At 70.3% G+C, this 20,010-nt stretch carries 21 protein-coding genes and 2 pseudogenes; 12 read left to right on the top strand and 11 right to left on the bottom strand.

Features of this window, described 5'->3' with window-relative positions; genetic code table 11:
- Positions 1–671, top strand: a pseudogene (locus H8R17_RS10520) (Tn3 family transposase); the annotation flags it as partial.
- Positions 672–730: 59 nt separating this feature from the next.
- Here H8R17_RS10520 and H8R17_RS10515 read toward each other — a convergent pair.
- From H8R17_RS10515 to H8R17_RS10495, 5 genes are all read right to left on the bottom strand, one after another.
- On the bottom strand, positions 731–1,156 hold the full coding sequence (locus tag H8R17_RS10515; RefSeq protein ID WP_187822874.1) for a hypothetical protein: 426 nt from the start codon (positions 1,154–1,156) through the stop codon (positions 731–733).
- Complete coding sequence (locus H8R17_RS46570) at positions 1,153–3,306, bottom strand: hypothetical protein (RefSeq protein WP_262505164.1); 2,154 nt, start codon at positions 3,304–3,306, stop codon at positions 1,153–1,155. The genes H8R17_RS10515 and H8R17_RS46570 overlap by 4 nt, the downstream gene beginning before the upstream one ends.
- On the bottom strand, positions 3,303–5,189 hold the full coding sequence (locus H8R17_RS10505) for a hypothetical protein (protein ID WP_187822873.1): 1,887 nt from the start codon (positions 5,187–5,189) through the stop codon (positions 3,303–3,305). The genes H8R17_RS46570 and H8R17_RS10505 overlap by 4 nt, the downstream gene beginning before the upstream one ends.
- Positions 5,186–6,718, bottom strand: coding sequence for an integrase (locus tag H8R17_RS45645; protein WP_223124858.1), 1,533 nt, complete (start codon positions 6,716–6,718; stop codon positions 5,186–5,188). The genes H8R17_RS10505 and H8R17_RS45645 overlap by 4 nt, the downstream gene beginning before the upstream one ends.
- A gap of 215 nt (positions 6,719–6,933) precedes the next feature.
- Positions 6,934–8,175, bottom strand: a complete 1,242-nt coding sequence (locus H8R17_RS10495; RefSeq protein ID WP_187822872.1) for an MFS transporter — start codon at positions 8,173–8,175, stop codon at positions 6,934–6,936.
- A gap of 141 nt (positions 8,176–8,316) precedes the next feature.
- Here H8R17_RS10495 and H8R17_RS10490 point away from each other — a divergent pair, with 141 nt between their 5' ends.
- Positions 8,317–9,252, top strand: coding sequence for a LysR family transcriptional regulator (locus tag H8R17_RS10490; protein WP_187822871.1), 936 nt, complete (start codon positions 8,317–8,319; stop codon positions 9,250–9,252).
- A gap of 43 nt (positions 9,253–9,295) precedes the next feature.
- Here the strand turns inward: H8R17_RS10490 and H8R17_RS10485 are convergent, their stop codons facing one another.
- Positions 9,296–10,270, bottom strand: a complete 975-nt coding sequence (locus tag H8R17_RS10485; RefSeq protein ID WP_187822870.1) for a tyrosine-type recombinase/integrase — start codon at positions 10,268–10,270, stop codon at positions 9,296–9,298.
- Between the two features lie 275 nt (positions 10,271–10,545).
- Here H8R17_RS10485 and H8R17_RS10480 point away from each other — a divergent pair, with 275 nt between their 5' ends.
- On the top strand, positions 10,546–11,178 hold the full coding sequence (locus H8R17_RS10480) for an N-acetyltransferase (protein WP_187822869.1): 633 nt from the start codon (positions 10,546–10,548) through the stop codon (positions 11,176–11,178).
- Here the strand turns inward: H8R17_RS10480 and H8R17_RS10475 are convergent, their stop codons facing one another.
- Positions 11,179–11,775 carry a TetR/AcrR family transcriptional regulator gene (locus H8R17_RS10475; protein WP_187822868.1) on the bottom strand — a complete coding sequence of 199 codons (597 nt, stop codon included), beginning with the start codon at positions 11,773–11,775 and terminating at the stop codon, positions 11,179–11,181.
- 112 nt (positions 11,776–11,887) lie between these two features.
- Here H8R17_RS10475 and H8R17_RS10470 point away from each other — a divergent pair, with 112 nt between their 5' ends.
- From H8R17_RS10470 to H8R17_RS10455, 4 genes and pseudogenes are all read left to right on the top strand, one after another.
- Entirely contained in the window at positions 11,888–12,472 is a 585-nt protein-coding gene (locus H8R17_RS10470; RefSeq protein WP_187822867.1) for a dihydrofolate reductase family protein, read from the top strand.
- 331 nt (positions 12,473–12,803) lie between these two features.
- On the top strand, positions 12,804–13,217 hold the full coding sequence (locus H8R17_RS10465) for a YciI family protein (protein WP_187822866.1): 414 nt from the start codon (positions 12,804–12,806) through the stop codon (positions 13,215–13,217).
- A 19-nt stretch (positions 13,218–13,236) separates the two neighbouring features.
- A pseudogene (locus tag H8R17_RS10460) lies at positions 13,237–13,658 on the top strand (RNA polymerase sigma factor); the annotation flags it as partial.
- Between the two features lie 39 nt (positions 13,659–13,697).
- Positions 13,698–13,961: a hypothetical protein gene (locus tag H8R17_RS10455; protein ID WP_187822887.1), complete on the top strand. Its 264-nt coding sequence runs from the start codon at positions 13,698–13,700 to the stop codon at positions 13,959–13,961.
- A 35-nt stretch (positions 13,962–13,996) separates the two neighbouring features.
- Here the strand turns inward: H8R17_RS10455 and H8R17_RS10450 are convergent, their stop codons facing one another.
- Positions 13,997–14,737 (bottom strand): VOC family protein, encoded by a 741-nt coding sequence (locus H8R17_RS10450; protein WP_187822865.1) that lies wholly within the window; start codon positions 14,735–14,737, stop codon positions 13,997–13,999.
- Positions 14,738–14,863: 126 nt separating this feature from the next.
- On the opposite strand from H8R17_RS10450, the gene H8R17_RS10445 reads away from it, so the two are divergent.
- From H8R17_RS10445 to ppk2, 3 genes are all read left to right on the top strand, one after another.
- Entirely contained in the window at positions 14,864–16,018 is a 1,155-nt protein-coding gene (locus H8R17_RS10445) for an inorganic phosphate transporter (protein ID WP_187822864.1), read from the top strand.
- A 72-nt stretch (positions 16,019–16,090) separates the two neighbouring features.
- The gene (locus H8R17_RS10440; RefSeq protein ID WP_187822863.1) at positions 16,091–16,321 is read left to right on the top strand and encodes a hypothetical protein; all 231 of its coding nucleotides are present in this window, start codon (positions 16,091–16,093) and stop codon (positions 16,319–16,321) included.
- A gap of 20 nt (positions 16,322–16,341) precedes the next feature.
- Positions 16,342–17,256: a polyphosphate kinase 2 gene (gene ppk2, locus H8R17_RS10435; protein WP_187822862.1), complete on the top strand. Its 915-nt coding sequence runs from the start codon at positions 16,342–16,344 to the stop codon at positions 17,254–17,256.
- 1 nt (position 17,257) lies between these two features.
- On the opposite strand, the gene H8R17_RS10430 is transcribed toward ppk2, so the two are convergent.
- A complete protein-coding gene (locus tag H8R17_RS10430; RefSeq protein WP_187822861.1) occupies positions 17,258–17,881 on the bottom strand; it encodes a LysE family translocator in 624 nt (207 codons plus the stop codon).
- Between the two features lie 107 nt (positions 17,882–17,988).
- Between H8R17_RS10430 and H8R17_RS10425 the strand changes: the two genes are divergently transcribed.
- Positions 17,989–18,492 carry a GNAT family N-acetyltransferase gene (locus H8R17_RS10425; RefSeq protein WP_187822860.1) on the top strand — a complete coding sequence of 168 codons (504 nt, stop codon included), beginning with the start codon at positions 17,989–17,991 and terminating at the stop codon, positions 18,490–18,492.
- Positions 18,493–18,681: 189 nt separating this feature from the next.
- Here H8R17_RS10425 and H8R17_RS10420 read toward each other — a convergent pair whose 3' ends face one another.
- The gene (locus H8R17_RS10420; protein WP_262505161.1) at positions 18,682–18,933 is read right to left on the bottom strand and encodes a hypothetical protein; all 252 of its coding nucleotides are present in this window, start codon (positions 18,931–18,933) and stop codon (positions 18,682–18,684) included.
- A 5-nt stretch (positions 18,934–18,938) separates the two neighbouring features.
- Between H8R17_RS10420 and H8R17_RS46560 the strand changes: the two genes are divergently transcribed.
- Positions 18,939–19,061 carry a hypothetical protein gene (locus H8R17_RS46560; RefSeq protein WP_262505160.1) on the top strand — a complete coding sequence of 41 codons (123 nt, stop codon included), beginning with the start codon at positions 18,939–18,941 and terminating at the stop codon, positions 19,059–19,061.
- 419 nt (positions 19,062–19,480) lie between these two features.
- Here the strand turns inward: H8R17_RS46560 and sodN are convergent, their stop codons facing one another.
- Entirely contained in the window at positions 19,481–19,876 is a 396-nt protein-coding gene (gene sodN, locus H8R17_RS10410) for a superoxide dismutase, Ni (RefSeq protein WP_187822859.1), read from the bottom strand.
- Positions 19,877–20,010: the final 134 nt, after the last annotated feature.

The raw sequence follows: 20,010 nt of genomic DNA, 5'->3' as shown, positions 1-20,010 counted from the left end.
CCGAGTACCTCGCGTTCCTGAACGGGCAGGACATCCACCCGGGCTACCGCGGCTCCAAGCTGCGCCGCTACCGGGCGTTCATGGATGCGCCGCAGCTGGCGGACCTGCCGGACCAGAAGATGTGGCGCATCGACCGCGCCGCCGACTACGGCGCCTTCCAGGATGTGGCCCGCGGCCGGATCGATCTCGCCAGGATCGAACGGCACTGGGAGGACATTCTTCGGATCATCGGCTCCATCCACACCGGCGCCGTGCGCGCGTACGACGTGATCCGGATGCTGTCCCGCGACGGCCGACCCACCCCGCTCGGCGACGCGATCGCCCACTACGGGCGGATCGCCAAGACCCTGCACATCCTGCGCCTGGCCGACGAGCCCGGCTACCGGCGGCAGATCAAGAACCAGGCGAACCTCCAGGAGGGCCGCCACTCCCTCGCCCGGAAAATCTTCCATGGTCGATCCGGGCAGCTCTACCAGCGCTACCAGGACGGTATGGAAGACCAGATCGGCGCCCTGGGCCTGGTCCTCAACGCCCTCGTGCTGTTCAACACGCGGTACATGGGCGCCGCGGTGAACCAGCTGCGTGCGGATGGCTTCGACGTCCGTGATGAGGACATGGCCCGCCTCTCGCCGTTCGTCAGGCATCACATCAACATGCTCGGTTCTCTCGCTGGTTTGACCGTGTTGCTGATGATGCTGCCGGGGGTCCTCGGTGGGGTGTGGGGGAAGGCTCAGTCGGGAGCCCTTCGGCTGGGTGCCAGGGAGATGGAGCGGACGTTCCCCAGGAGCTCATCCCGCTCCGCGGTGACCCGGTCCAGCTCGGTGGAGAGTTCGTTGATGATCTGCGCGTAGAAGTCGGTCAGCTCCTGTCTCTCGGCGTCGGCCGCCTTGAGCTGGGCGTTGGCTTCCTCCAGTTCGCTGATCCTCATCTTCAGCTTCGTGACCGGGGGTGAGTCGCCGGCGAGAGCGCGGGCCCTGGCCTGGAACTGCTCGGCGAGGTCGCGGTGCTTGTGGGTCAGCATCCACCGCTTGACGCCTGCCTCGGCGGCGAGCTGGACCACGGTCAGTTCGCCGGTGGACCGCAGAGGAATGCCCTCAAGGAGCCGGTCGGCGGCGGCCCGGATCGCCTCGCGCACGGAGTCGTCGGCGGCCGTCATGCTGTCTCCGGTCGGGTGTGGTCGTGCTCGTCGATGATCTGGGTGAGCTGGGCGAGTTGGTGGCGTTCTCGTTCCCGGCGAGGTCCGGGGCTGAGCGGGTCGTCCACGAGCTCTTCCAGCTCGGCGGCCTGGTCGCGCAGGACGGCGATGTCGCGGTCGGTGCGGGCGATGTTCTGGCATCCCGGCTGGCAGTCGGTCAGGTCCGGCGTCCGGCGGATGTTCTCGCCGCTGCCGAGACGGCACTTGGCCTTGGCGGGGTCGAAGACGCAGGTCATGCCCTTTCCCTCATGAATCTGCAAGGTGGGGTTGTCGAGGAGGTCGCGGGCCTGCCGGGTGCTGGTGAGCACGCGCCCGGCGAACTGCCCGGATGCCTGGTGGACGCGCTGGGCGTAGGCGGGGGCTGCGGGGCCGCTGACGTGCTCGCCCTCGCGGAGGCGGCGTTCGGCGTCAGTGAGCTGTTCCAGCCTCAGCAGCCAGGTCTCGAAGGCGTGCTCGTCGGGGAACCCGGAGGCGTAGGTCCCGCTGTAACCGAGAGTTACTCCGACGTGGATGTGGTCGTACTGAATCGCTCCGGCGATCAGGCCGCGGGGGCGCCGGACGATGTGCCAGGCCAGCGTCCTGCGGAAGCGGACCGGGTAGATCTTGCGGCCGCTGGGGTCGGGTGGGATGCGCTCGTCGCGTCCGGTGTTCGCGCAGTAGGTGTCGATCCAGTTGATGAACGAGTCGATGTGGTTGGCGAGGACCTGGGTGGTGCGGGCCTTGCCCAGCCTGCGCCGGGCCAGTGCGTCGGCGATCCGCGTGTCGAAGAGCGTGGTGGGAAACAGCAGGTCCCGGTCGTGGAGCCGTTCCAGTACGGACACCGCGTCGGCGACCTGTTTGACCACCACCCAGGGGTCGGTGCGTTCTTCGCCCTCGGGCTTCTTGCCGCCGTGCTCGTCGACGGCACCCTTCCACTTGCGGCCGTGCATCAGCCACAAGCCCGTGGTGGCGTCGTGGCGCACGCATGCGCGACGCAGGGCGAGCGCCTCCCCTGGTCTCGCGCCAGAGAGATACGCGATCACGATGAAGCAGGCGGTCGACAGGTGACGGATCAGATCTTCGGCCTCGTCGAAGGTGATCGGCTGCTGCCTCCAGGGACGGCCATCGAGCCGGGCCATGACCGGGGTGCTCAAATATGCGGCGTCGGCGATCGGCAGGCCGCTGACGGCCAGGACTGCCGCGTTCGCTCGGCGTCCCAGCCAGTGAGTGGGGCAGTTGAGCAGGCGGGCGAGGTGCTGGCGGTCGAGGACGGGGGTTCCGTCGGGGCCGGCTTTGCCGGGCAGTGCCCGGCCGTCGCGGGACATGTTCTCCAGGAGAGTCCGCAGGTCGGCGTGGAACTGCTCGGGAGTGCGAGGGTCCTGGTGGCCGCCGTGGCGGTGCCGGGCAGTGAAACTGCGGGCGGACAGCGTCGCGTACTCGTCGCGGACGGCGAGGATGTCGTCGGCGAAGTCCTCGACGAACCGCAGGGACCACAGCAGCAGCCGGTCGACGGTGCCCGGCGGGATGCGCGGGGTGCGGTTCTCCCCGCGGCGCCGTTTGCGTCCGAGCAGAGCGTCGCTGTCCTCTCCCCGCCAGGGCGGGGTTGCCGGTAGCCGGTCTCCGGCCGGGAGCTTCTCGCGCCAGGCCCACAGACGCCGGACGGCGGTGACCCGGTCGCCGAGGGTGTCCCGGGACAGGCCACTGTCGAGCAGGTCGGACAGATAGCTGTCGAGGTCGGCGGGGCCGACGCCGGGCAACGCGGTGATGCCACGGACATCCAGCCAGACCAGGAACGAGGTCAGCGAGGGGAACCCGCTCACGACGGTGCGGACGGCCAAGCGGGTGCTGGAGAACCGCCGCAGGGCGGGCGGATCGGGGCAGTTCAGCAGCTGCCACACGTAGTTCTTGGCGGTCGGCCGCAGCGCTGCGGGGACGGGAGCGAAATTCAGGCTGGTCGCCGCGACGTGTTCCTCGAAGAGGGCCGGGGTCAGCTCCCACCGGTCGTCGCCGAACACCGACAAGACGGCGGGGTCCGTGCCGGGTCTGAGCGGACGGTTGAGCAGGACCGGGGTTCCGGCGTGGGGCTGGCCGTCGGCTGCGGCCAGGACTGCTGGGGCGTACTCGACGGTCATGAGTGGTCCAGCTCTCGGGCAAGGAAGCGCTCGGCCAGGCGGCGGTCGGCGGAGGTGGCCGTCTCGCGGGCGCAGGTGACGGCGGCCGGCGGGTGCCGGGAGATCAGATCGGCTAGTTGGGCATGCGGGAGAGCGAACCGCTGGGCCCACCGGGCCGGCGGCGTCTCGGCGCGGTGGGCCTCCAAGCCGTCCAGGACAAGGGTCTGCACCGGCAGATGCCGGGGTGTCGCGCGGGCGCACGGACAGTCCAGGCAGCGCATGAACGAGGCCCGGCAGGGCTGGCCCGGCGGCGCGTGAGGACCGCCGCGGTGGTCGGTGCAGGCCCCGAGCACGGTGTCCAACTCGCCGGCAAGCATCCGCTTCAAGACCGCGGAGTCCATCCCGTGGCGGGCGGCGACGGCTTCGGGATGTCCGCGGGCGAGTTCCGCCTCGTCCTCGGTCAGGACCGGCATCAGCGCGCTGGCCTTGGCCCGGGACACCTGCTCGTCCAGGACACGCGAGACGAGTTGCTGGTAGGCGCCGATGTTGCCGCGATCCCGTCCGAGGTACTCGTTCACCAGGACTTGGTCAGTGTGCGCGATGGCCTGCTGGCGTTGTTCCAGGACGGTCATCCGCAGCCGGGGCAGGCTCACCTCCCCGCCGCGGGGCAGGGCGGCGACTGGCGAGGAGACAGAGCCGAGTCCGGCGCGGTGGCTCCACTCGGCGATCGCCGTGCCGAGTGTTCCGGGGCTGGGAGGCCGACCGGTGCGGAAACCCTTGCGCCCGCGGACGGCCAGCAGCCGGTCGGTGCCAGTGATGCGCCGCACCGGTTCGGTCAGTTCGCGTACGAGCAGAAAGACGCCGAGCGGGGTGTGCAGTTCATCGCGCGCGCTGACGGGCTGTTCGGGCCCCTCATCGTCCTCGCCGGTACTGAGCCAGTCGGGCAGGTCCGCCAGCACGACGGGCATGTGGCTGCGGTGACCACGGCGGGGCTTGACCAGCTCCACGATGGCATTCGGGGTGCCGCCCGCGCCGCCGTCCGGGCGGTGGATCGCGGCCGGTGCGTCGATGATGGTGCTGCCGTTCTGGCCGGTCAGCCCGGCCAGCAGAACGACGAACGGCATGGCATCGCACCACGTGAGGTGGACCATGGCGATCAGATCACCGACGCTCCAGCGTTTCGCGAGGTCATGGGGTAGATAGCGGTAGCCGTTGCGGCAGAGCCTGCGGGGAACGTCACCAGCGGTCTCGACATGGTCCAGTGCCTGCCCGAGCTGCCACCGGTCCGGTTCCTTCCCGGAGTCGATGGCTCCGCACCGCCACTGGTCGAGCAGCTGCCGGTGTTCCCGGATGCGGGCGGCCGTGGCGCGGGCCTCACGGCGGGCCGCCGCCATGATGAGCCGGAACTCCTCGGGACGGTAGCTGGGGACCTTGGGCGAGCGGTCGCGGACGATCCCGCCGCCCCGGAGAGCCACGGTGAAGGCGTCGCTGACCCCGGTCACGGCCCGCAGCGTCCGCTTGACGCCGTTGACGCGCTGCGCGAGCGTGCGCTGTCCGGCGTACTTGGCGCGGAAGCCCTCCAGATGCTCCGGCCGCAGCTCAGCCGGACCCGAAGGCGGCGACGGCAGGGTGGACAGGTACTCGGTGAAGGTCCGCAGGCCGTAATAGCAACCGTTCGCGGAGCTGACGCTCTTGCAGGTGCCCGACGGGCCAGTGCGTCGGTCGAACGCCTCGGCGAGAGCGACCTGCAAGGGCCGGCCCACGGGCATCACGGTGAAGTCGAAGTCCTTGCTCACGCGCCCGTCCTCGCTGATGACCCGGACCGTGCACCGTCCCTCATCCAGCAGCACCCGGGCCGGGGCCTGGTAGCCGGCCGTCGGCAGTGCGGCCGGCCTTCCCCTCACCGCCACCCCTCGCGAAACGGCACCGGTCCGGCGGCCAAGGGGTCGGCGGCCACTTTGGGGTGCTGCCGCCAGACCTCGTCGAGGAGCGCGGCGACCGGGAGGCCGACGGTCTGCTCCAACAGCAGCTCGACGTCCAGGTGCCGGAACGGCTCCAAGTACACGTCCATCGTCGTGGTGACGCTGCGATGACCGAGCATCGTCTGCACCAGCTGCCAGGTGTCGCCGAACTGCACTCGGAAGTCGCGCAGTTCCTCGCCGTCCAGGTGGGCGAACCGTGCGTCGTAGAGGAGCTTGCCCACCGAATACCAGCGCAGAGCGAAAGAGTGGCGGAGCCGATGGGCCGAGCAAGCGAACCCGTCCAGCCCGAGATCGGTGATCCGGTCGTTGGCCGTAGTGAAGGTGTGTTGCCAGCCGTGCGGGGTGCGCGGGAGCCCGTCCTCGTTCAGCCAGACGGCCAGCGGCTCCAGACCGTACTCGCCCTCGCGGAACAGCCGCATCCGGGCCTGCGGGTCCAAGACGTCCAGCGACACCGAACTGACCGCCCCGGAGGCGTCACGAACGCTCAGCCGCCGGTTCGCGAAGACCTTCTCGACCACGAGCATGCCGGGGACCCGGGCGTACCGGCCCTGTCGCTGGGCGCGGCGGACCGCTCGGGCCCGTGGGCCCTCGGCGTAGGACAAGACCCCCACCAGGGCTGGCCGCGGCAGCCAGTAGCGGCGGCCCAGACCGCCCTTGGCGCAGGCGTCCGCCAGCCAGCGTGTGGTGAAGGAGCGATCCGGGTCGTCGTCCGGCAGCTCGATGTCCAGCACGCTGGCCCACTCGCTCAGCCGCAGTCCGGTCTCGAACAGCCCGTCGGCGAACGCGGCATCGCGTTGCTCGCCTCGCCCGCGCCAGCGCGGATCCTCCAGCCCGTCCAGGGCGAAGCCCCTCAGCCCGATATCGCGCCAGCGGCGGTAGCCGGCCGGGGTGAACCACTTCGCGTCCCGGCTGCGGATCCCGACCGGACCGGCCGCGATCTCTTCCACCGATCCGCGCGGGGCGGGCGTACGGACCTCGCGCATCTCCACCGGACTGACCACGCCGTGGTGACACGCGGCCCAGTCGTAGAAGACGTTCAGCGCCACCAAGTCGCCCTTGAGCGTCCCGGCCGCCACTCTCCGTGGGTTGGCCGGGTCCGCCATTCGCCAGAACTTGAACGCCTCGACATCGGCGGACACCGCCTGCTGCCAGCCCCGGCCCCGTACAGCCAGGAAGTTCAGCCACAGCCCGAGGGCGTACGCGTACTTGCGCCAAGTGTCACGGTCGCGCACCGTCATCGGATATGAGGCGAAGAACCCGTTCACCCGCCCGTCCGGCCTGCCGTCCGGACCGATCAGGAACGGCTGCCCCGGCCGACGGCCGTGCATACGCAGCAGCTCGGGCAGTCGTGCCGCGAACTTCCTCGCCAGCGGGTCAGCGAACGACGGCCAGCGGCGTTCGGGATCGGAGAAGCACACCCGCCATCCCCGCGAAACACTCTCGGTGAGCACCGCGACAACGTAGCGTCAGACCCCTGCTCGGCTTGCAACACGACATGCGACAACACCCGAACTGGGTAGAGAACCTGGGCCGGTACTCCTTCCAGCTTCCCGACCTGCCCGGCGGCCTGCGTCCGCTGCGCGATCCGGACGCGGCCGAAGAGGCGTGAATCTGGTGCGGGTGGCCGTCACCGCCGGGATGGTCCCGGCGGTGTCGTTTGCACCGGTCACCGGCTCGTAGCCAGTTCCGGCTCGTTCTGCGCCGTCTGGTCGCGTCGGGGAAGCAGGAGCGGTGTGGTCAGGATGAGCAGTCCAGCGGCCGTGAGAGCGGTGCGGGGGCTGGTGACGTCGGCGAGCAGCCCGGCTAGCGCCGTGAGGATCGCGATGGACGCCTGCTGGCCGATCGACCAGGCCGACAGGGTGCGGGCGACGAGATGCTTGGGGGTGTGTTCGAGCCGGTAGGTGGCGAGCACCGGGCTGTACAGGCTCATGTTGATGATGATCGCCAGCTCGACGGCCATCACGGTGACAAGGCCGACGGCGCCGGGACGGACGAAGGCCAGGCCGATCAGCCAGATGGCGCGCAGGGTTCCGACGGTCCGGAAGACCCAGTGGCGGCCGTAGCGGGCCACGACACGGCGGGCCAGCCGGGAGCCGATGAGTCCGCCGAGGCAGGGGGCGGCGAAGGCCAGGCCGTACTGCCACGGTGGGAACCCGAGCTGGCGAAGCAGGAGCACGGCCAGCAGCGGCTCGGTGGCCATGATCAGCCCGCCGACGAGCATGTTGTTGAGGTAGAGCGCCCGCAAAGCGGGATGGCTCATGATGTGTCGCCAGCCGTCGAGCAATGCGCTCGCCCGGGCCGGGCTCTTGTCGGTTGTTTGCGGCGCTTCTTCTCGGCCGCGGATCACGGTGATGCCCAGCGCGGAGAGCAGGTAGCTGAGCGCGTCGGCGACCACGGTGGTGACCGGCCCGAACAGGCCGATCGCCGCCCCGCCCAGCGGTGGCCCGACCGCGATGGAGCTCCAGTTCGTGGACTCGAACCGCGCGTTGGCCACGAGCAGGTCGTCCGGCCGCACGAGGGCCTTGAGGTAGGCGCCGCTGGCCGCGTTGAAGGCGATCTTGGCTGCGGCGACCACGGCCGAGACCACGAGCAGTTGGACGAAACTGAGCCACCCGAAGGCGTAGGCGACGGGGATCGTCGCCATGGCCGCAAACCGGGCCAAGTCCATCATGATCATGACCGGGCGCTTGCGCCGGAATTCCACCCACGGCGCGAGCGGCACCGCGATCAGCGCACCCACCGCAGGCCCCACGGCGGACAGCGCGGACACCTCAGCGGGTCCTGCATGCAGCACCAGCACGGCGATCAGCGGCAACGCTCCGAACCCCAGCCCGGACCCGTAGGCGCTCACCGCGTATGACGCCCACAGCCAGCCGAACTGCCGGCCCAACCGTCTCCTGCCCACCATGCTCAGCGCACTCCCCTTAATGGCTCCACCCGAACAACCTGACGTTGACCGATGAGAGGTAAGCGGGCAGGACAACAGCAGGTCAAACAACTGACCTGCCAGCAATCCACAACCACCAGTTGTTCACTAAGGTGGGTCGGCGTGGATCTCGAAGCAGTACGTACCTTTGTCGCCGTCGCGGAAGCGGGCCAGTTCCAGAAAGCCGCCACCGACCTGTCGATCACCCAGCAGGCCGTCTCCAAGCGCATCGCCGCGTTGGAGAGCAACCTCGGCGTGCGGTTGTTCATCCGTGCCCCACGCGGCGCCGAACTCACCATCGATGGTCAGGCGTTCCTGCCCCACGCACGCGAGCTGCTGCGCGTCGCCGAGCGTGCGGGCGCGTCCGTGCGTCCCGGCCGCCGTCCGCTGCGCGTCGACGTGATCGCCTCGCGCAGCGCGCAGTCGGGCCTGATGCGCGGCTTCCACAGCGCACACCCCGAGATCGACCTCGACGTGATGATGCTGTTCGACATCGAGACGGCCGTCACCGCCATCCGCTCCGGTGCGATCGACGCGTCCTTCCGCGCCGTCGCCGCGCCCGGTCGATCCCTGCCCGAGGACATCGCCTCCGTCCGGGTGCTCGACGAGCCGCTCCAACTCCTCACCGGCCCCGCCCACGCATTGGCGGGCGCCCGGTCGGTGACCATCGCCCAGCTCACCGGGCACCGGATCTGGATGCCCGGCATCGCCCCCGGCACCGAGTGGGGCGCTTACTACGACGACCTCGTCGCCGAGTTCGGTCTCACCATCGAGGTGACCGGCCCCAACTTCGGCTCCGACGCGCTCCTCGACACCATCTCCGACACCCCGGCCCTGGCCACCTTCATGGGCGAGCCCACCCGCCTCATCTGGCCCGCCAGCCACGGCCTGCGCCGCATCCCAGTCACCAACCCAACGCCCGTCTACCCGCACTCGCTCCTCTGGCACCGCGACAACCCCCACCCGGCGCTGGCCACCCTCCGCACCCACCTCGCCGCCACGACGGCCGGCCACGACACCGCCGGGACCTGGACACCAGGCTGGGTGATTCCGCGCTGAACGGCTCCCCGCCCGTGCGGCCGGCCCTGCCCGGCGCAGGCGGTCAACGGAGGGCGTCGCCGGGGGCGAGCAGGCTGGTCAGCTCGGCGATCGCCTCCGGGGAGGGCTTGAAGTAGCGGCGGACGTTCTCCGGCTTCTTGTGCCGGGACTTCGCCATCAGCATCAACAGCGAGGCACCCTGCTCGCCGAGATGGGTCAGGGCGGAGTGGCGGTACTCGTGCAGGTCCCAGCCCGTACCCGGCCCGCGCAGGGCGGTGTGCTCGTCGAGCAGGGCGCGGGCCTGCCCGTACGACAACCGGGCCAGCCCAGTGTCCGGGCATACATCGCGGGGGCTGACGACCTTGCCCGGCCCCGGGCGGCGATGGGTGACGAACACCGGCCCGCGGGTTCGTCCCTTGAGCAGCCGGGGCAGCAGCCGGGCGGTACCGGCATCCCAGTACACGGGCTCCAGCACGTAGTCCTCGCGTGACTGGCCCCGGCGGCGGGTCTTGGTCCGGGCACCCTTGGCCTTGACCAGGCAACGGCGCCCGGCGAGGTCCAGCTCCTCGATGTTGACGCCCAGGATCTCCTCGGACCGCCCGGCGGTCTCGTAGAGCATCCGCCACAGTGTTTTCTCCCGCAGATGTATCTCTCGCCGCGCGATCAGCCGGTCGACCGCCATCTTCGAGCGGGCCGGGGTCCCGGAGTCCGGCACCGCCAGCCGCTTCGCCCAGGCTGGAACCATCGGCCCCTCGTAGCCGCGCTCACGGCACCAGCCGAGCCAGGACAGCACCCCCGCCCGACGGGAGTTCCAGGTGTTGACCGCTGCGGTGCCCCACAGCAGTTCCAGGGCCTCGCCGATCTCGTCGTCCGCGACCGACGCCAGCGGCCGGGCCTCGCCGAGCCGTTCAGCGGTCTTGCCCACCCCGATCCCGTAGTTGCGGACCGTGTTCGGATTGCCGAGCGAGTCGAGAAACACGTCCGCCGCCGCCCGGACGGTCAGCACCTTCCCGGTCGGCAACTGTACGACGGTGGGCACCGCTCCCCCCTTGCCACAGATAACAGGGCCGCTTCACGTAGCGGCCGGAGAACATCACCGCGGGTGACGGAACACGTTACCGCAGATATTGGGGTGTTATCCGTGGGACGACTTCAGACCGGTCCGCCGGTCGACGCTCCGTCAGCCGCCCAAGAGGGGCGACGGAGGCTTAGCGCCGGTTTTCGTTCCGATGTTCCTCAACCCCCTTTCCGACCGCGCTCTCGATAGTCTCAACGGCCGTACGGCCGAAGCTGGTTGAGACGAAGGGGTGGGGCATGGGCGTGGCGATACGGACGGCCGGTGCGGGGGATCGTGAGCTGGTCGCCCGGCTGCTGGACGAGGCCTTCCAGGACGATCCGGTCAGCGGCTGGGTGTTTCCCGGCGAGGAGCACCGGCGTACGGCGCACCCAAGGCTGATGGCGGCGTTCACCGACATCGTGCTGGCCGAGGGGCGGATCGACGTCACCGAGGACGGCTCGGCGTGCGCCCTGTGGCTGTCGGTTCCCGCCGGGGAGCACGAGGACGGCGCCGAGGACGACGGTCCTGCCCGGGTGCGGGAGGCCGTCGATCCGGAGAACGAGCGCGTCGAGCTGATCGGCCGGCTGACGGCCGGTATCCATCCCGCCGGGCGCGCCCACGAGTACCTGTGGATGATCGGCGTGGTGCCGCAGCGGCAGGGCGAGGGCCTCGGCACCGCCCTCATCGAGTCCGTCCTCGACCGCTGCGACCGCGAGGGCCTGTCCGCCTACCTGGAGGCGAGCAGCGACCGCAGCCGCAGGCTGTACGAGCGCCTCGGTTTCACGCTCCTGGACCGCCCCCTCGACCTGCCGGACGGCCCGCGGATGTGGCCGATGTGGCGCGAGCCGGGAGCCAGCCGCGTCACCAACCTCTCAGGGCAATACAGCTAGCTAGGCCTGCGGTTCGGGTACGACCGTCGCCACGATCCGGTCCACCAGGTCCTCCGGCACGCTCACCCCGGGCAGGGCGCCGTCCAGGACGTCCGGCAGGGTCAGGTGTTCCAGGAGCAGGCCGAGCATGGCCAGGTAGAGCACGGCGACGGTCTCGTCGCCGCCGGGCAGCCCGGCGTCCCGGTGGAACTCCATGGCCTCCTCCAGGTCCCCGCGCACCGACTTGGTGAAGGAGGCGCGCAGCTCGGGGCGCCGGGTGGCCTCCAGGCGCATCTCCAGCAGGGCCAGATAGCCCGTGCGGTCGCGGGTCGCGCGGGCCATCAGGTCGTACATGAAGGCGGCGACCAGTGATCGGTCCTTCGGCCTGGCCATCAGCCCGGCGACCACCTCGGGGTCGGGCGCGAGCCGCACGTGCAGCCGGGCGTCGATCTGGCGCAGCAGGTCATCGCGCCCGGTGAAGTAGTTGGAGGCGGTGCCCACCGGCACCCCGGCCTCGGTGTCCACCGCGCGGAACGTCAGCCCCCGCGCCCCCTCGCGCGCGAGCACCTCGACGCCGGCGTCGACGAGCGCGGCCCGGCGCTCGGGGTTGCTGACCATGTGGAGTCTCCTCTCCCACTTTCACCAGGTACCACTTAATCTGTTGCAACCACTACAGTCGAAGTACTACAAATGGAGTCGTTGTAGAGGCAGCCTACGGAAAGAGAACCCCTTGCGAAAGCTCACCTACTTCATCGCCTGCTCGCTCGACGGGTTCATCGGGGACCCGGGCGGCGACGGTTCGTCCATGGTCCGCTTCGTCGACGACGAGTTCTTCGAGTTCCTCAAGGCGGAGTACCCGGAGACACTGCCGACCCATGGCCGCCGCCCCCTCGGCATCGACGACCTGCCGAACAAGCGGTTCGACACGATCATCCAGGGTCGGGCCAGCTACGACCTCGCCTTGCAGGAGGGCATCACCAGCCCCTACGCCCACCTGCGCGAATACGTCGCGTCCCGCACCCTGAAGGAGTCGCCCGACCCGAACGTCGAGATCATCGCCGACGACCTGCTCGGCAAGGTCCGCGAACTGAAGGCCGAGGACAGCGAGTTCGGCATCTACCTGTGCGGTGGATCCCAGCTCGCGGGCGAACTGCTGGACGAGATCGACGAGCTGGTCATCAAGTCCTATCCCATCGTGTACGGCACGGGCATGCCGATGTTCGGCTCCGGCTGCGCGATCACGGAGTTCACGCTGGAGTCGGTGCGCAGCTTCGGCAACGGCGCCGTGGTCCGTACGTACAGCAGGAAGCACTGAAGCATGTACAGCGGGAAGCGCTGAGCCCCCACCCGGCCTAGGCTGAGGACATGGACAGCGAAGGGCACGTCTGTCCCGCCTGTGGACAGCCAGTCGAGACGGTCGTCCGGCGCCACAAGACGCTGGGCGCGTGGGTCCCGGTATGGGTGGCCGGCCCGTGCCGCAACCCCAAGTGCGAGGCATACCACGACGGAGGTTCCGAGCCCGAAGAGGGGCCCGGAAAGAAGGGCGACGGGAAAAGGTCCTGAGTCCGTGTCGAGAATCCCGGCCCGGCTCCGACGTCCCCCGTGAGAACCACCCCCCGGGTGGTGCGAACCGAAGGAGCGGACTGATGAAGTACCTGGTCATGGTGCAGGGCACGCAGGCGGACTACGACGCCATGCAGGGCAAGGCCTCCGAGCATTCCCCGGCCTGGACCGAGGAGGAGATCCAGGCCATGTACGCCTACATGAGCGCCATCAACCACGACCTCTCCGAGACCGGCGAGATGATCGACGGACAGGGACTGGCCGAGCCGGCGCGCACCCGGCTGGTCACCCTGGGTGAGGACGGTAAGGCCGTGATCACCGACGGCCCGTACATCGAGACCAAGGAGTTGCTGGCCGGCTACTGGGTGCTGGAGTGCGAGAGCCTGGAGCGGGTCACGGAGATCGCCGACCGGATCACCCGCTGCCCCCAGCCCGCCGGGGCTCCCGTGTACCCGGTGGTCATCCGGCCCATCATGGACGGCTCCGGCGACATCTGAGCCGACCGTGACAAGCCCGGCCGCCGTCGAGGACCTGCTGCGCCTGCACGTGCCGCAGGTCCTCGGCGCGCTGGTCAGGCGGTACGGCCCCGTCGACGCCGCCGAGGACGCCGTACAGGAGGCGCTGCTCGCGGCGGCCCGGCAGTGGCCGTCGGACGGTGTCCTGGGCCTGTACGACTCGTCGTGGGCCTGGTGCCCGGTCCCGTCGAACGCCTCAATCGGGCCGTCGCCGTCGCCATGGTCCACGGCCCGCGCGCCGGGCTGGCCGAACTCGACGCGCTGGAGGGCGAGTTGACAGGGCGCCGGATGGCGGCGGTGCGCGGCCACCTCCTGGAGCGCGCGGGTGAGCGGGAGGCCGCCCGGGCCGCCCACGAGTCGGCGGCCGCCCGGACCCTGAGCCTGCCCGAGCAGCGCTGTCTCCCGACGCGGGCGGCCCGTTGAGAGGCCGGGCCCCGAACCCCCAGGGGCTAACCTGGGGGCATGAGCATGACGGGGGACCGCCGCCGGGTGTGGCGGTGGGCTGTGGCTGTGTGGGCGCTGCTGGTGGTCGTCGGGGGCGGGCTCACGGTGTGGCTGCAGGACTCGGCGGAGCCGCACCGGTACGGCTGGGAGCCCGCGGAGACCGCGGGCCCGACGCCCTCGCTTCCCGAGGACTGGGAGGGCCGCTGCCCGCCGCCAACTCCTCTGCCGACGCCGACCGGCGACGGCATCGTGGCGTACGCCTGCGTGTTCTCGAGCGGCTAGGGCCCCCTGGTGCCCCGGCAGGCAGCTCTGCCGTCTCACGGCCGGCCAGGCAGCCCGCCCGTCTCCGGGTCCCGCGCGGTCAGACAGTACGTGCCGCCCGCCGGGTCGCGCATCACCGTCCAGTGGGCGCCGCGGGCGACGAACGCGGCACCGAGGCGTTCGTGCCGGGCGCGGGTGGCGTCGATGTCCGCGCAGGCCAGGTCCAGGTGGGCGGAGGCCCGCCGGTCCGCGCCGAGCCGTTGCAGCAGCAGGCGGACCGGCAGCCCGGACGGCGGGGTGACCACGTGGAACTCGGGGCGCGAGCCGGGCCGCGCCTCCCAGTCGGTCAACAGGGCGCTCCAGAAGGCGACTTCGGTGTCGTAGGAGGACGGCGGGATGTCCAGGCAGACCTGGTCGAGGCGGCTGCCGTGCACCACGGGCGGCCGCAGCGACGCCCCGCGCCACGGCTCCGCGCAGAACAGTTGACCGGCTGGGGACCGCAGGACGGCCAGCGTGCCGAGGTCGGCGACCACACGGGCGCCGAGCCGGGCCGCCAACGCGGCGAAGGCCGATACGTCCTCGACGCAGAAGTCGGGGTGCGCGCCGCCGTCCCCCGACAGCACGCCCTGCACCTTCACGCACGCGTCGGCGCGGTCCGGCAGCAGGGTGACGAACTCGCCGTGCTCGCCGCGCGGTTCGGACAGCCGGGTGCCCGTGACCGCCGTCCAGAAGTCGCAGGCGGCGGCGAGACGGCCGTACGGCCGGTCGATGAGGGCGTACGTCCAGCGGATGCTCATGACGAGCGATCGTAGGCCGGTCGATACGCCGGCATCGCATGATCTTTACCAGCCGCGCGCGTGAACCTGGAACGTCCTTTGCCCTCGATTCGCCGCGCATTGTCCTGGGCCTGTTTGCATTCAGGAATGGACCACATCACGTTCCTCGTGGCGGTCGTCATCGTCACAGCTCTTGCCTTCGACTTCACCAACGGTTTCCACGACACGGCCAACGCGATGGCGACCTCGATTGCCACCGGCGCGCTCGCACCGAGGACGGCGGTCCTGATCAGCGGGGTCCTCAACGTGGTCGGCGCCTTCCTGTCCACCGAGGTCGCCAAGACGATCTCGGGCGGCATCGTGGACGACGCTCTCGTCACGCCCGGGATGATCTTCGCCGGTCTCGTCGGCGCGATCCTGTGGAATCTGCTGACCTGGCTGGTCGGGCTTCCGTCGAGCTCCTCGCACGCCCTGTTCGGCGGGCTGATCGGCGCGGTGTGGGTCGGGGCGGGCAGCCATGGCGTGCACTTCGGCAAGGTGGTCGAGAAGGTGCTGGTACCGGCGGTGGCCTCGCCGATCGTGGCGGGCGTGGCGGCGCTGATCGCCACGTACTTCGCCTACCGGCTCACCGCCCGGGGCCGCGAGAAGTCGGTGACCAAGGGCTTCCGCATCGGCCAGATCGCCTCGGCGTCCCTGGTGTCCCTCGCGCACGGCACCAACGACGCGCAGAAGACCATGGGCGTCATCACTCTGACCCTGATCTCGGCGGGCGCACTCGGCCACAACGCCGATGTGCCGCTGTGGGTGATCGCGTCGGCCGGCCTGGCGATCGGGCTCGGCACGTATCTCGGCGGCTGGCGGATCATCCGCACGATGGGCAAGGGCCTCACCGAGATCCAGTCGCCGCAGGGCTTCGCCGCCGAGACGGCGTCCACGACCGTGATCCTCACCTCCGCCCACCTGGGCTTCGCCCTGTCGACCACCCAGGTGTGCTCCGGCAGCATCCTCGGCGCGGGGCTGGGCCGGCGGCTCGCGGAGGTCCGGTGGGGCGTGGCGGGCCGGATGGTGGTCGCCTGGCTGGTCACGCTGCCCGCCGCCGCGCTGGTCGGCGGTCTGGCGGCGAGCGTGGTGCAGCACGGCGGGAACACCGGTACGGCGGTCGTCGCGCTGGTCGGCGTGGCCCTCGCCTCGGGCATCGTGGTCATCTCGCGCCGCAACCCGGTGGACGCGCACAACGTCAACGACACCCATGAGGTCGCCATCCACACCGAGGCGCCGGCCAAGGTCGGGACAGTCGCCTGAACAGATCGGTCGCCTGAACACATCGGTCGCCTGAACACATGGGTCGCTTGAAGACAGGGGAGTTGAACTTCGATGAGCCTTGACTGGACCGCGCTCGGCCAGGTCACCGCGGTGAGCCTGGGCGTCACTGTCGCCGTGGTCGTCGTCTTCGCCCTCGGCGTGCTGGGCCTCGCCCGCTACGAGGGGGCGTGCGAGGAGGGCGGCACGTCGGGCGTGGGCGTCGCCCAGGCCGGGCTGTGCTTCCTGGCCTGCGCGGCGGTGGTGGCGTACGGGATCTATCTGATCGTGCCGCAGTTCCACTGAGCACCGTAAGGAGCGACGGGATGACGGCGGAGGGGATCACCACGCCCCTGCTGACCGACCTGACGGTCGACTACAGCGACTACGACGACCCCGTGCTGATCCGGCCGGACGGCACGCCGATCGACACCTGGCGGGAGAACTACCCGTACTCCGCGCGCATGGAGCGCAAGGAGTACGAGGGCCACAAGCGGCTCCAGCAGATCGAGCTGCTGAAGCTGCAGAGCTGGATCAAGGAGACCGGCCGCCGGCTCGTCATCGTCTTCGAGGGGCGGGACGCGGCCGGGAAGGGCGGTACGATCAAGCGCTTCACCGAGCATCTCAACCCGCGCGGGGCCCGGGTCGTGGCGCTGGAGAGGCCGACCGAGCGCGAGCGCGGGCAGTGGTACTTCCAGCGGTACGCCGAGCATCTGCCCACCGCGGGCGAGATCGTGCTGTTCGACCGGTCCTGGTACAACCGGGCCGGCGTCGAGCGGGTCATGGGCTTCTGCACGGACGACGAGTACCGGCGCTTCATGCGCCAGGCCCCGCTGTTCGAGCGGATGCTCGTCGACGACGGCGTCGACCTGGTCAAGTTCTGGTTCTCGGTGTCGCAGGGCGAGCAGCGCACCCGCTTCACCATCCGCCAGGTCGACCCCGTACGGCAGTGGAAGCTCAGCCCCATGGACCTGGCCTCCCTGGACCGCTGGGACGACTACACGGCGGCGAAGGTCGCCATGTTCCGCGAGACGGACACCGCCCACGCGCCCTGGACGGTGGTGAAGAGCAACGACAAGAAGCGGGCCCGCGTCGAGGCCATGCGCAGCGTCCTGGCCCGCTTCGGCTACACCGACAAGGACGAGGAGGTCGTCGGCAGCCCCGACCCCCGCATCGTGGGCGCGGCAGCGGGGCTCCTGGAGGCGGGGGAGGCCGACCACTCGGGCGGCGCCACGGCCTGAGCTACGACTCCGTGGCCAGCCGCACGCCCAGCCCGACCAGTACGGCCCCCGCGACCTGTTCCATACGGCGGCGGACGGCTTCCCGGCGCAGTACCCCGCCCACCCGGCCGGCCAGCCAGACCAGTGGCATGTACCAGATCAGGTCGACCAGGGCCCAGAGCGCCGCGAAGGCGAGCAGAAACGGCAGGACGGGGGCGCCCTGCGGCACGAACTGCGGCAGGAAGGAGACGGCGAAGACACCGGCCTTGGGGTTGGCGAAGTTGGTGACGAGGCCTTGCGAGAAGGCTCGTCGCAGCGACACCGCGGTTGTGCCCTCGGGCTCCTCCTCCGGCCGGCCGATCCGCCGCGCCTGCCACAGCGCCCGCGCCCCCATCCACACCAGCACCGCCGCACCGGCGATCCGGATGAGGTCGTAGGCGACCTGTGAGGCCAGCAGCAGGGCCGAGAGGCCGAAGGCGGCGGCGAGGCCCCACAGCAGCACGCCGCACTCGTTGCCCAGGACCGTGGCCATGCCGGTTCTCCGGCCGTTCACCACCGCCCGGCGCAGGATCACGACCGTGCTCGGCCCCGGAACCATGGCGATCAGGAAGGCCGCGCCGAGGAACGCGACGACGGAAGTCAGCATGAGAGGCAGCATCGCCAAGGCCGTTGAGGCCCACAAGGCATTTCCCGGCTCGGCCTGCCGCGGAACGGGATGGACACGGCTCGGCGCGGTGCAGCATGATCTCCGGCATGATCAGGGCCGCCACTGTGCACGACATCGCCGAGATCCGGGCGATGATCCGCGAACTCGCCGACTACGAAAGGGCCGTCGAGCAGGCCCGGGCCACCGAGGAGCAACTGCGCGAGGCGCTCTTCGGCGAGCACCCCGCGGCGTACGCGCTGATCGCCGAGGACGACGACAATGGCCGGACGGTGGGCTTCGCCCTGTGGTTCCCGCGCTTCTCGACCTGGACCGGCACCCGCGGCATGCACCTGGAGGACCTGTACGTCCGCCCCGACGCCCGCGGCGCCGGTCACGGCAAGAACCTGCTCGCCTCCCTCGCCGCGCTGTGCCTGAAGAACGGCTACGAGCGCTTCGAGTGGTGGGTCCTGGCCTGGAACGAGCCGACGATCGCCTTCTACAAGTCGCTCGGAGTGGAACTCCTGGACGAGTGGAAGGTGTGCCGGCTGAGCGGGGACCCCCTCGGCGAACTCGCCGCCCAGGCACCGGATTCCGGCGCCTCCGCCGCGTAGGTCACGACATGGCGTTGCTGCACATCGCTGCGGGCAACCGTGCGCTTGTGGACGGGAACGAGCGTCTGGCGCTGGCCGCGACGATCGCGTTTCTCGGTGTCAACGGGAAGCGGCCGGCCTTCTCCAACGACGAAACCAGTGGCCGTGGCGACGGGGCACACCGCTCCGCCAACAGGCCGGGCTGCCGGACTACCGGCCGACCGCAGGCGAACCCGGACGCTGCGGTGCCCCGGGCACGGCCGGCGCGGCAGGCCGGTTGCGTGCCAGCATGATCGCGGGCACCGCGGCGAGGACGAAGAGCACTCCCGCCATCGCGACGTAGAGGTACACGCCGGTCGCCGTGCTCAGCGGGGCACCGTCGGCCAAGGTCCCGGAAATTCGGGTCGCTTTGAGCACCTCGCCCCCGGCGAAGCTGAAGACGACCGAGCCGAGGGCGAGCACGACCGATGATCTCCGGCCCGGTGCACCTCATCGTCAACCGCGGCATGCGCCCGTTCACCCGCACGGACGCGGAGCGCATCGTCGGCGTGGTGCTCGCCGGCATCCGGGCCACGGCACCGCACGTCTGAGCAATCGCCCTGGCCGCACCGTTCAGGCCGAAGGCCGGAGCGCCCGTCATGTCCACGCCCCCCGTCATCGCACCTGGATGAGCTCGGCCGGGCCGTGGCCCAGCACCCGGGTGTTTCGGGAGTGAGCCAGGTCGGTGCCTTGACACGGAAGCGGATGACTTCGCCCGCCGAGCACAATGACCGGCACGGGGCCTTCAAGGTCAGGTGCCCGGGTGGCATCCTCGTCTGCCGCCGCTGAGAGGCAGCGCTCTGGCCGCCGTCTGGTAGAAGAGATCTCCCAGGACGCTCCGCCGGCCTCCGAGGCGGACCCTGCGGTGAAGCAAGGAAGGGCCCGGCCGATGGTCCGGCCGGGCCCCTCAGGATGCCCATGGTCCGCGATGGTGCACCGATCGCCGACCGCGGTGGCAGGCGACTGGTCGTCAGGCCTTCTTCGTCTCCCAGAAGATCTTGTCGACCTGGGCGATGTAGTCGAGCGCCTTCTGGCCCGTCGCCGGGTCGGTGGAGCCCTTGGCGGCCGAGAGGGCCTTCAGGGTGTCGTTGACCAGCTGGTGCAGCTCCGGGTACTTCTCGAAGTGCGGGGGCTTGAAGTAGTCGCTCCAGAGCACGGACACGTGGTGCTTCGCGAGCTCCGCGCGCTGCTCCTTGATGGTGGTGGCACGCGCCTGGAAGTGCGGGTCGTCGTTGCCGGCCATCTTCTCCTGGATGGCCTTCACCGACTCCGCCTCGATGCGGGCCTGGGCAGGGTCGTACACGCCACAGGGCAGGTCGCAGTGCGCGCTGACGCTGACCTTGGGGGCAAACAGGCGGGAAAGCATGAAGCATTCCTTCCTCGTGATCGTCTTCTCAGGGGGGACATTACTCCCTGGGCGATGGGTTTTCGCGAGTGCCCCCGGGGGCTTAGGACAAAAGTCCGGGGTGAGACTGAGACTGGTGGAGGAAGAACCGGGGA

The sequence above is a fragment of the Streptomyces sp. TRM68367 genome, from assembly GCF_014495685.1.
Classification (GTDB): domain Bacteria; phylum Actinomycetota; class Actinomycetes; order Streptomycetales; family Streptomycetaceae; genus Streptomyces.
The sequence above is the reverse complement of the archived record's forward strand: the minus strand, read 5'-3'. Positions and strand labels throughout refer to the sequence as shown.

Excerpts from the sequence above, each read along its gene's own strand:
- H8R17_RS10475 (WP_187822868.1), bottom strand. The coding sequence starts at position 11,775 with ATGGTCAGCAACCCCGAGCGCCGGGCCGCGCTCGTCGACGCCGGCGTC.
- H8R17_RS46560 (WP_262505160.1), top strand. The coding sequence starts at position 18,939 with ATGATCTCCGGCCCGGTGCACCTCATCGTCAACCGCGGCATGCGCCCG.
- sodN (WP_187822859.1), bottom strand. The coding sequence starts at position 19,876 with ATGCTTTCCCGCCTGTTTGCCCCCAAGGTCAGCGTCAGCGCGCACTGC.
- H8R17_RS10430 (WP_187822861.1), bottom strand. The coding sequence starts at position 17,881 with ATGCTGACTTCCGTCGTCGCGTTCCTCGGCGCGGCCTTCCTGATCGCC.
- H8R17_RS10445 (WP_187822864.1), top strand. The coding sequence starts at position 14,864 with ATGGACCACATCACGTTCCTCGTGGCGGTCGTCATCGTCACAGCTCTT.
- ppk2 (WP_187822862.1), top strand. The coding sequence starts at position 16,342 with ATGACGGCGGAGGGGATCACCACGCCCCTGCTGACCGACCTGACGGTC.
- H8R17_RS10480 (WP_187822869.1), top strand. The coding sequence starts at position 10,546 with ATGGGCGTGGCGATACGGACGGCCGGTGCGGGGGATCGTGAGCTGGTC.
- H8R17_RS10425 (WP_187822860.1), top strand. The coding sequence starts at position 17,989 with ATGATCAGGGCCGCCACTGTGCACGACATCGCCGAGATCCGGGCGATG.
- H8R17_RS10465 (WP_187822866.1), top strand. The coding sequence starts at position 12,804 with ATGAAGTACCTGGTCATGGTGCAGGGCACGCAGGCGGACTACGACGCC.
- H8R17_RS46570 (WP_262505164.1), bottom strand. The coding sequence starts at position 3,306 with ATGACCGTCGAGTACGCCCCAGCAGTCCTGGCCGCAGCCGACGGCCAG.
- H8R17_RS10455 (WP_187822887.1), top strand. The coding sequence starts at position 13,698 with ATGAGCATGACGGGGGACCGCCGCCGGGTGTGGCGGTGGGCTGTGGCT.
- H8R17_RS10450 (WP_187822865.1), bottom strand. The coding sequence starts at position 14,737 with ATGAGCATCCGCTGGACGTACGCCCTCATCGACCGGCCGTACGGCCGT.
- H8R17_RS10515 (WP_187822874.1), bottom strand. The coding sequence starts at position 1,156 with ATGACGGCCGCCGACGACTCCGTGCGCGAGGCGATCCGGGCCGCCGCC.
- H8R17_RS10440 (WP_187822863.1), top strand. The coding sequence starts at position 16,091 with ATGAGCCTTGACTGGACCGCGCTCGGCCAGGTCACCGCGGTGAGCCTG.
- H8R17_RS10495 (WP_187822872.1), bottom strand. The coding sequence starts at position 8,175 with ATGGTGGGCAGGAGACGGTTGGGCCGGCAGTTCGGCTGGCTGTGGGCG.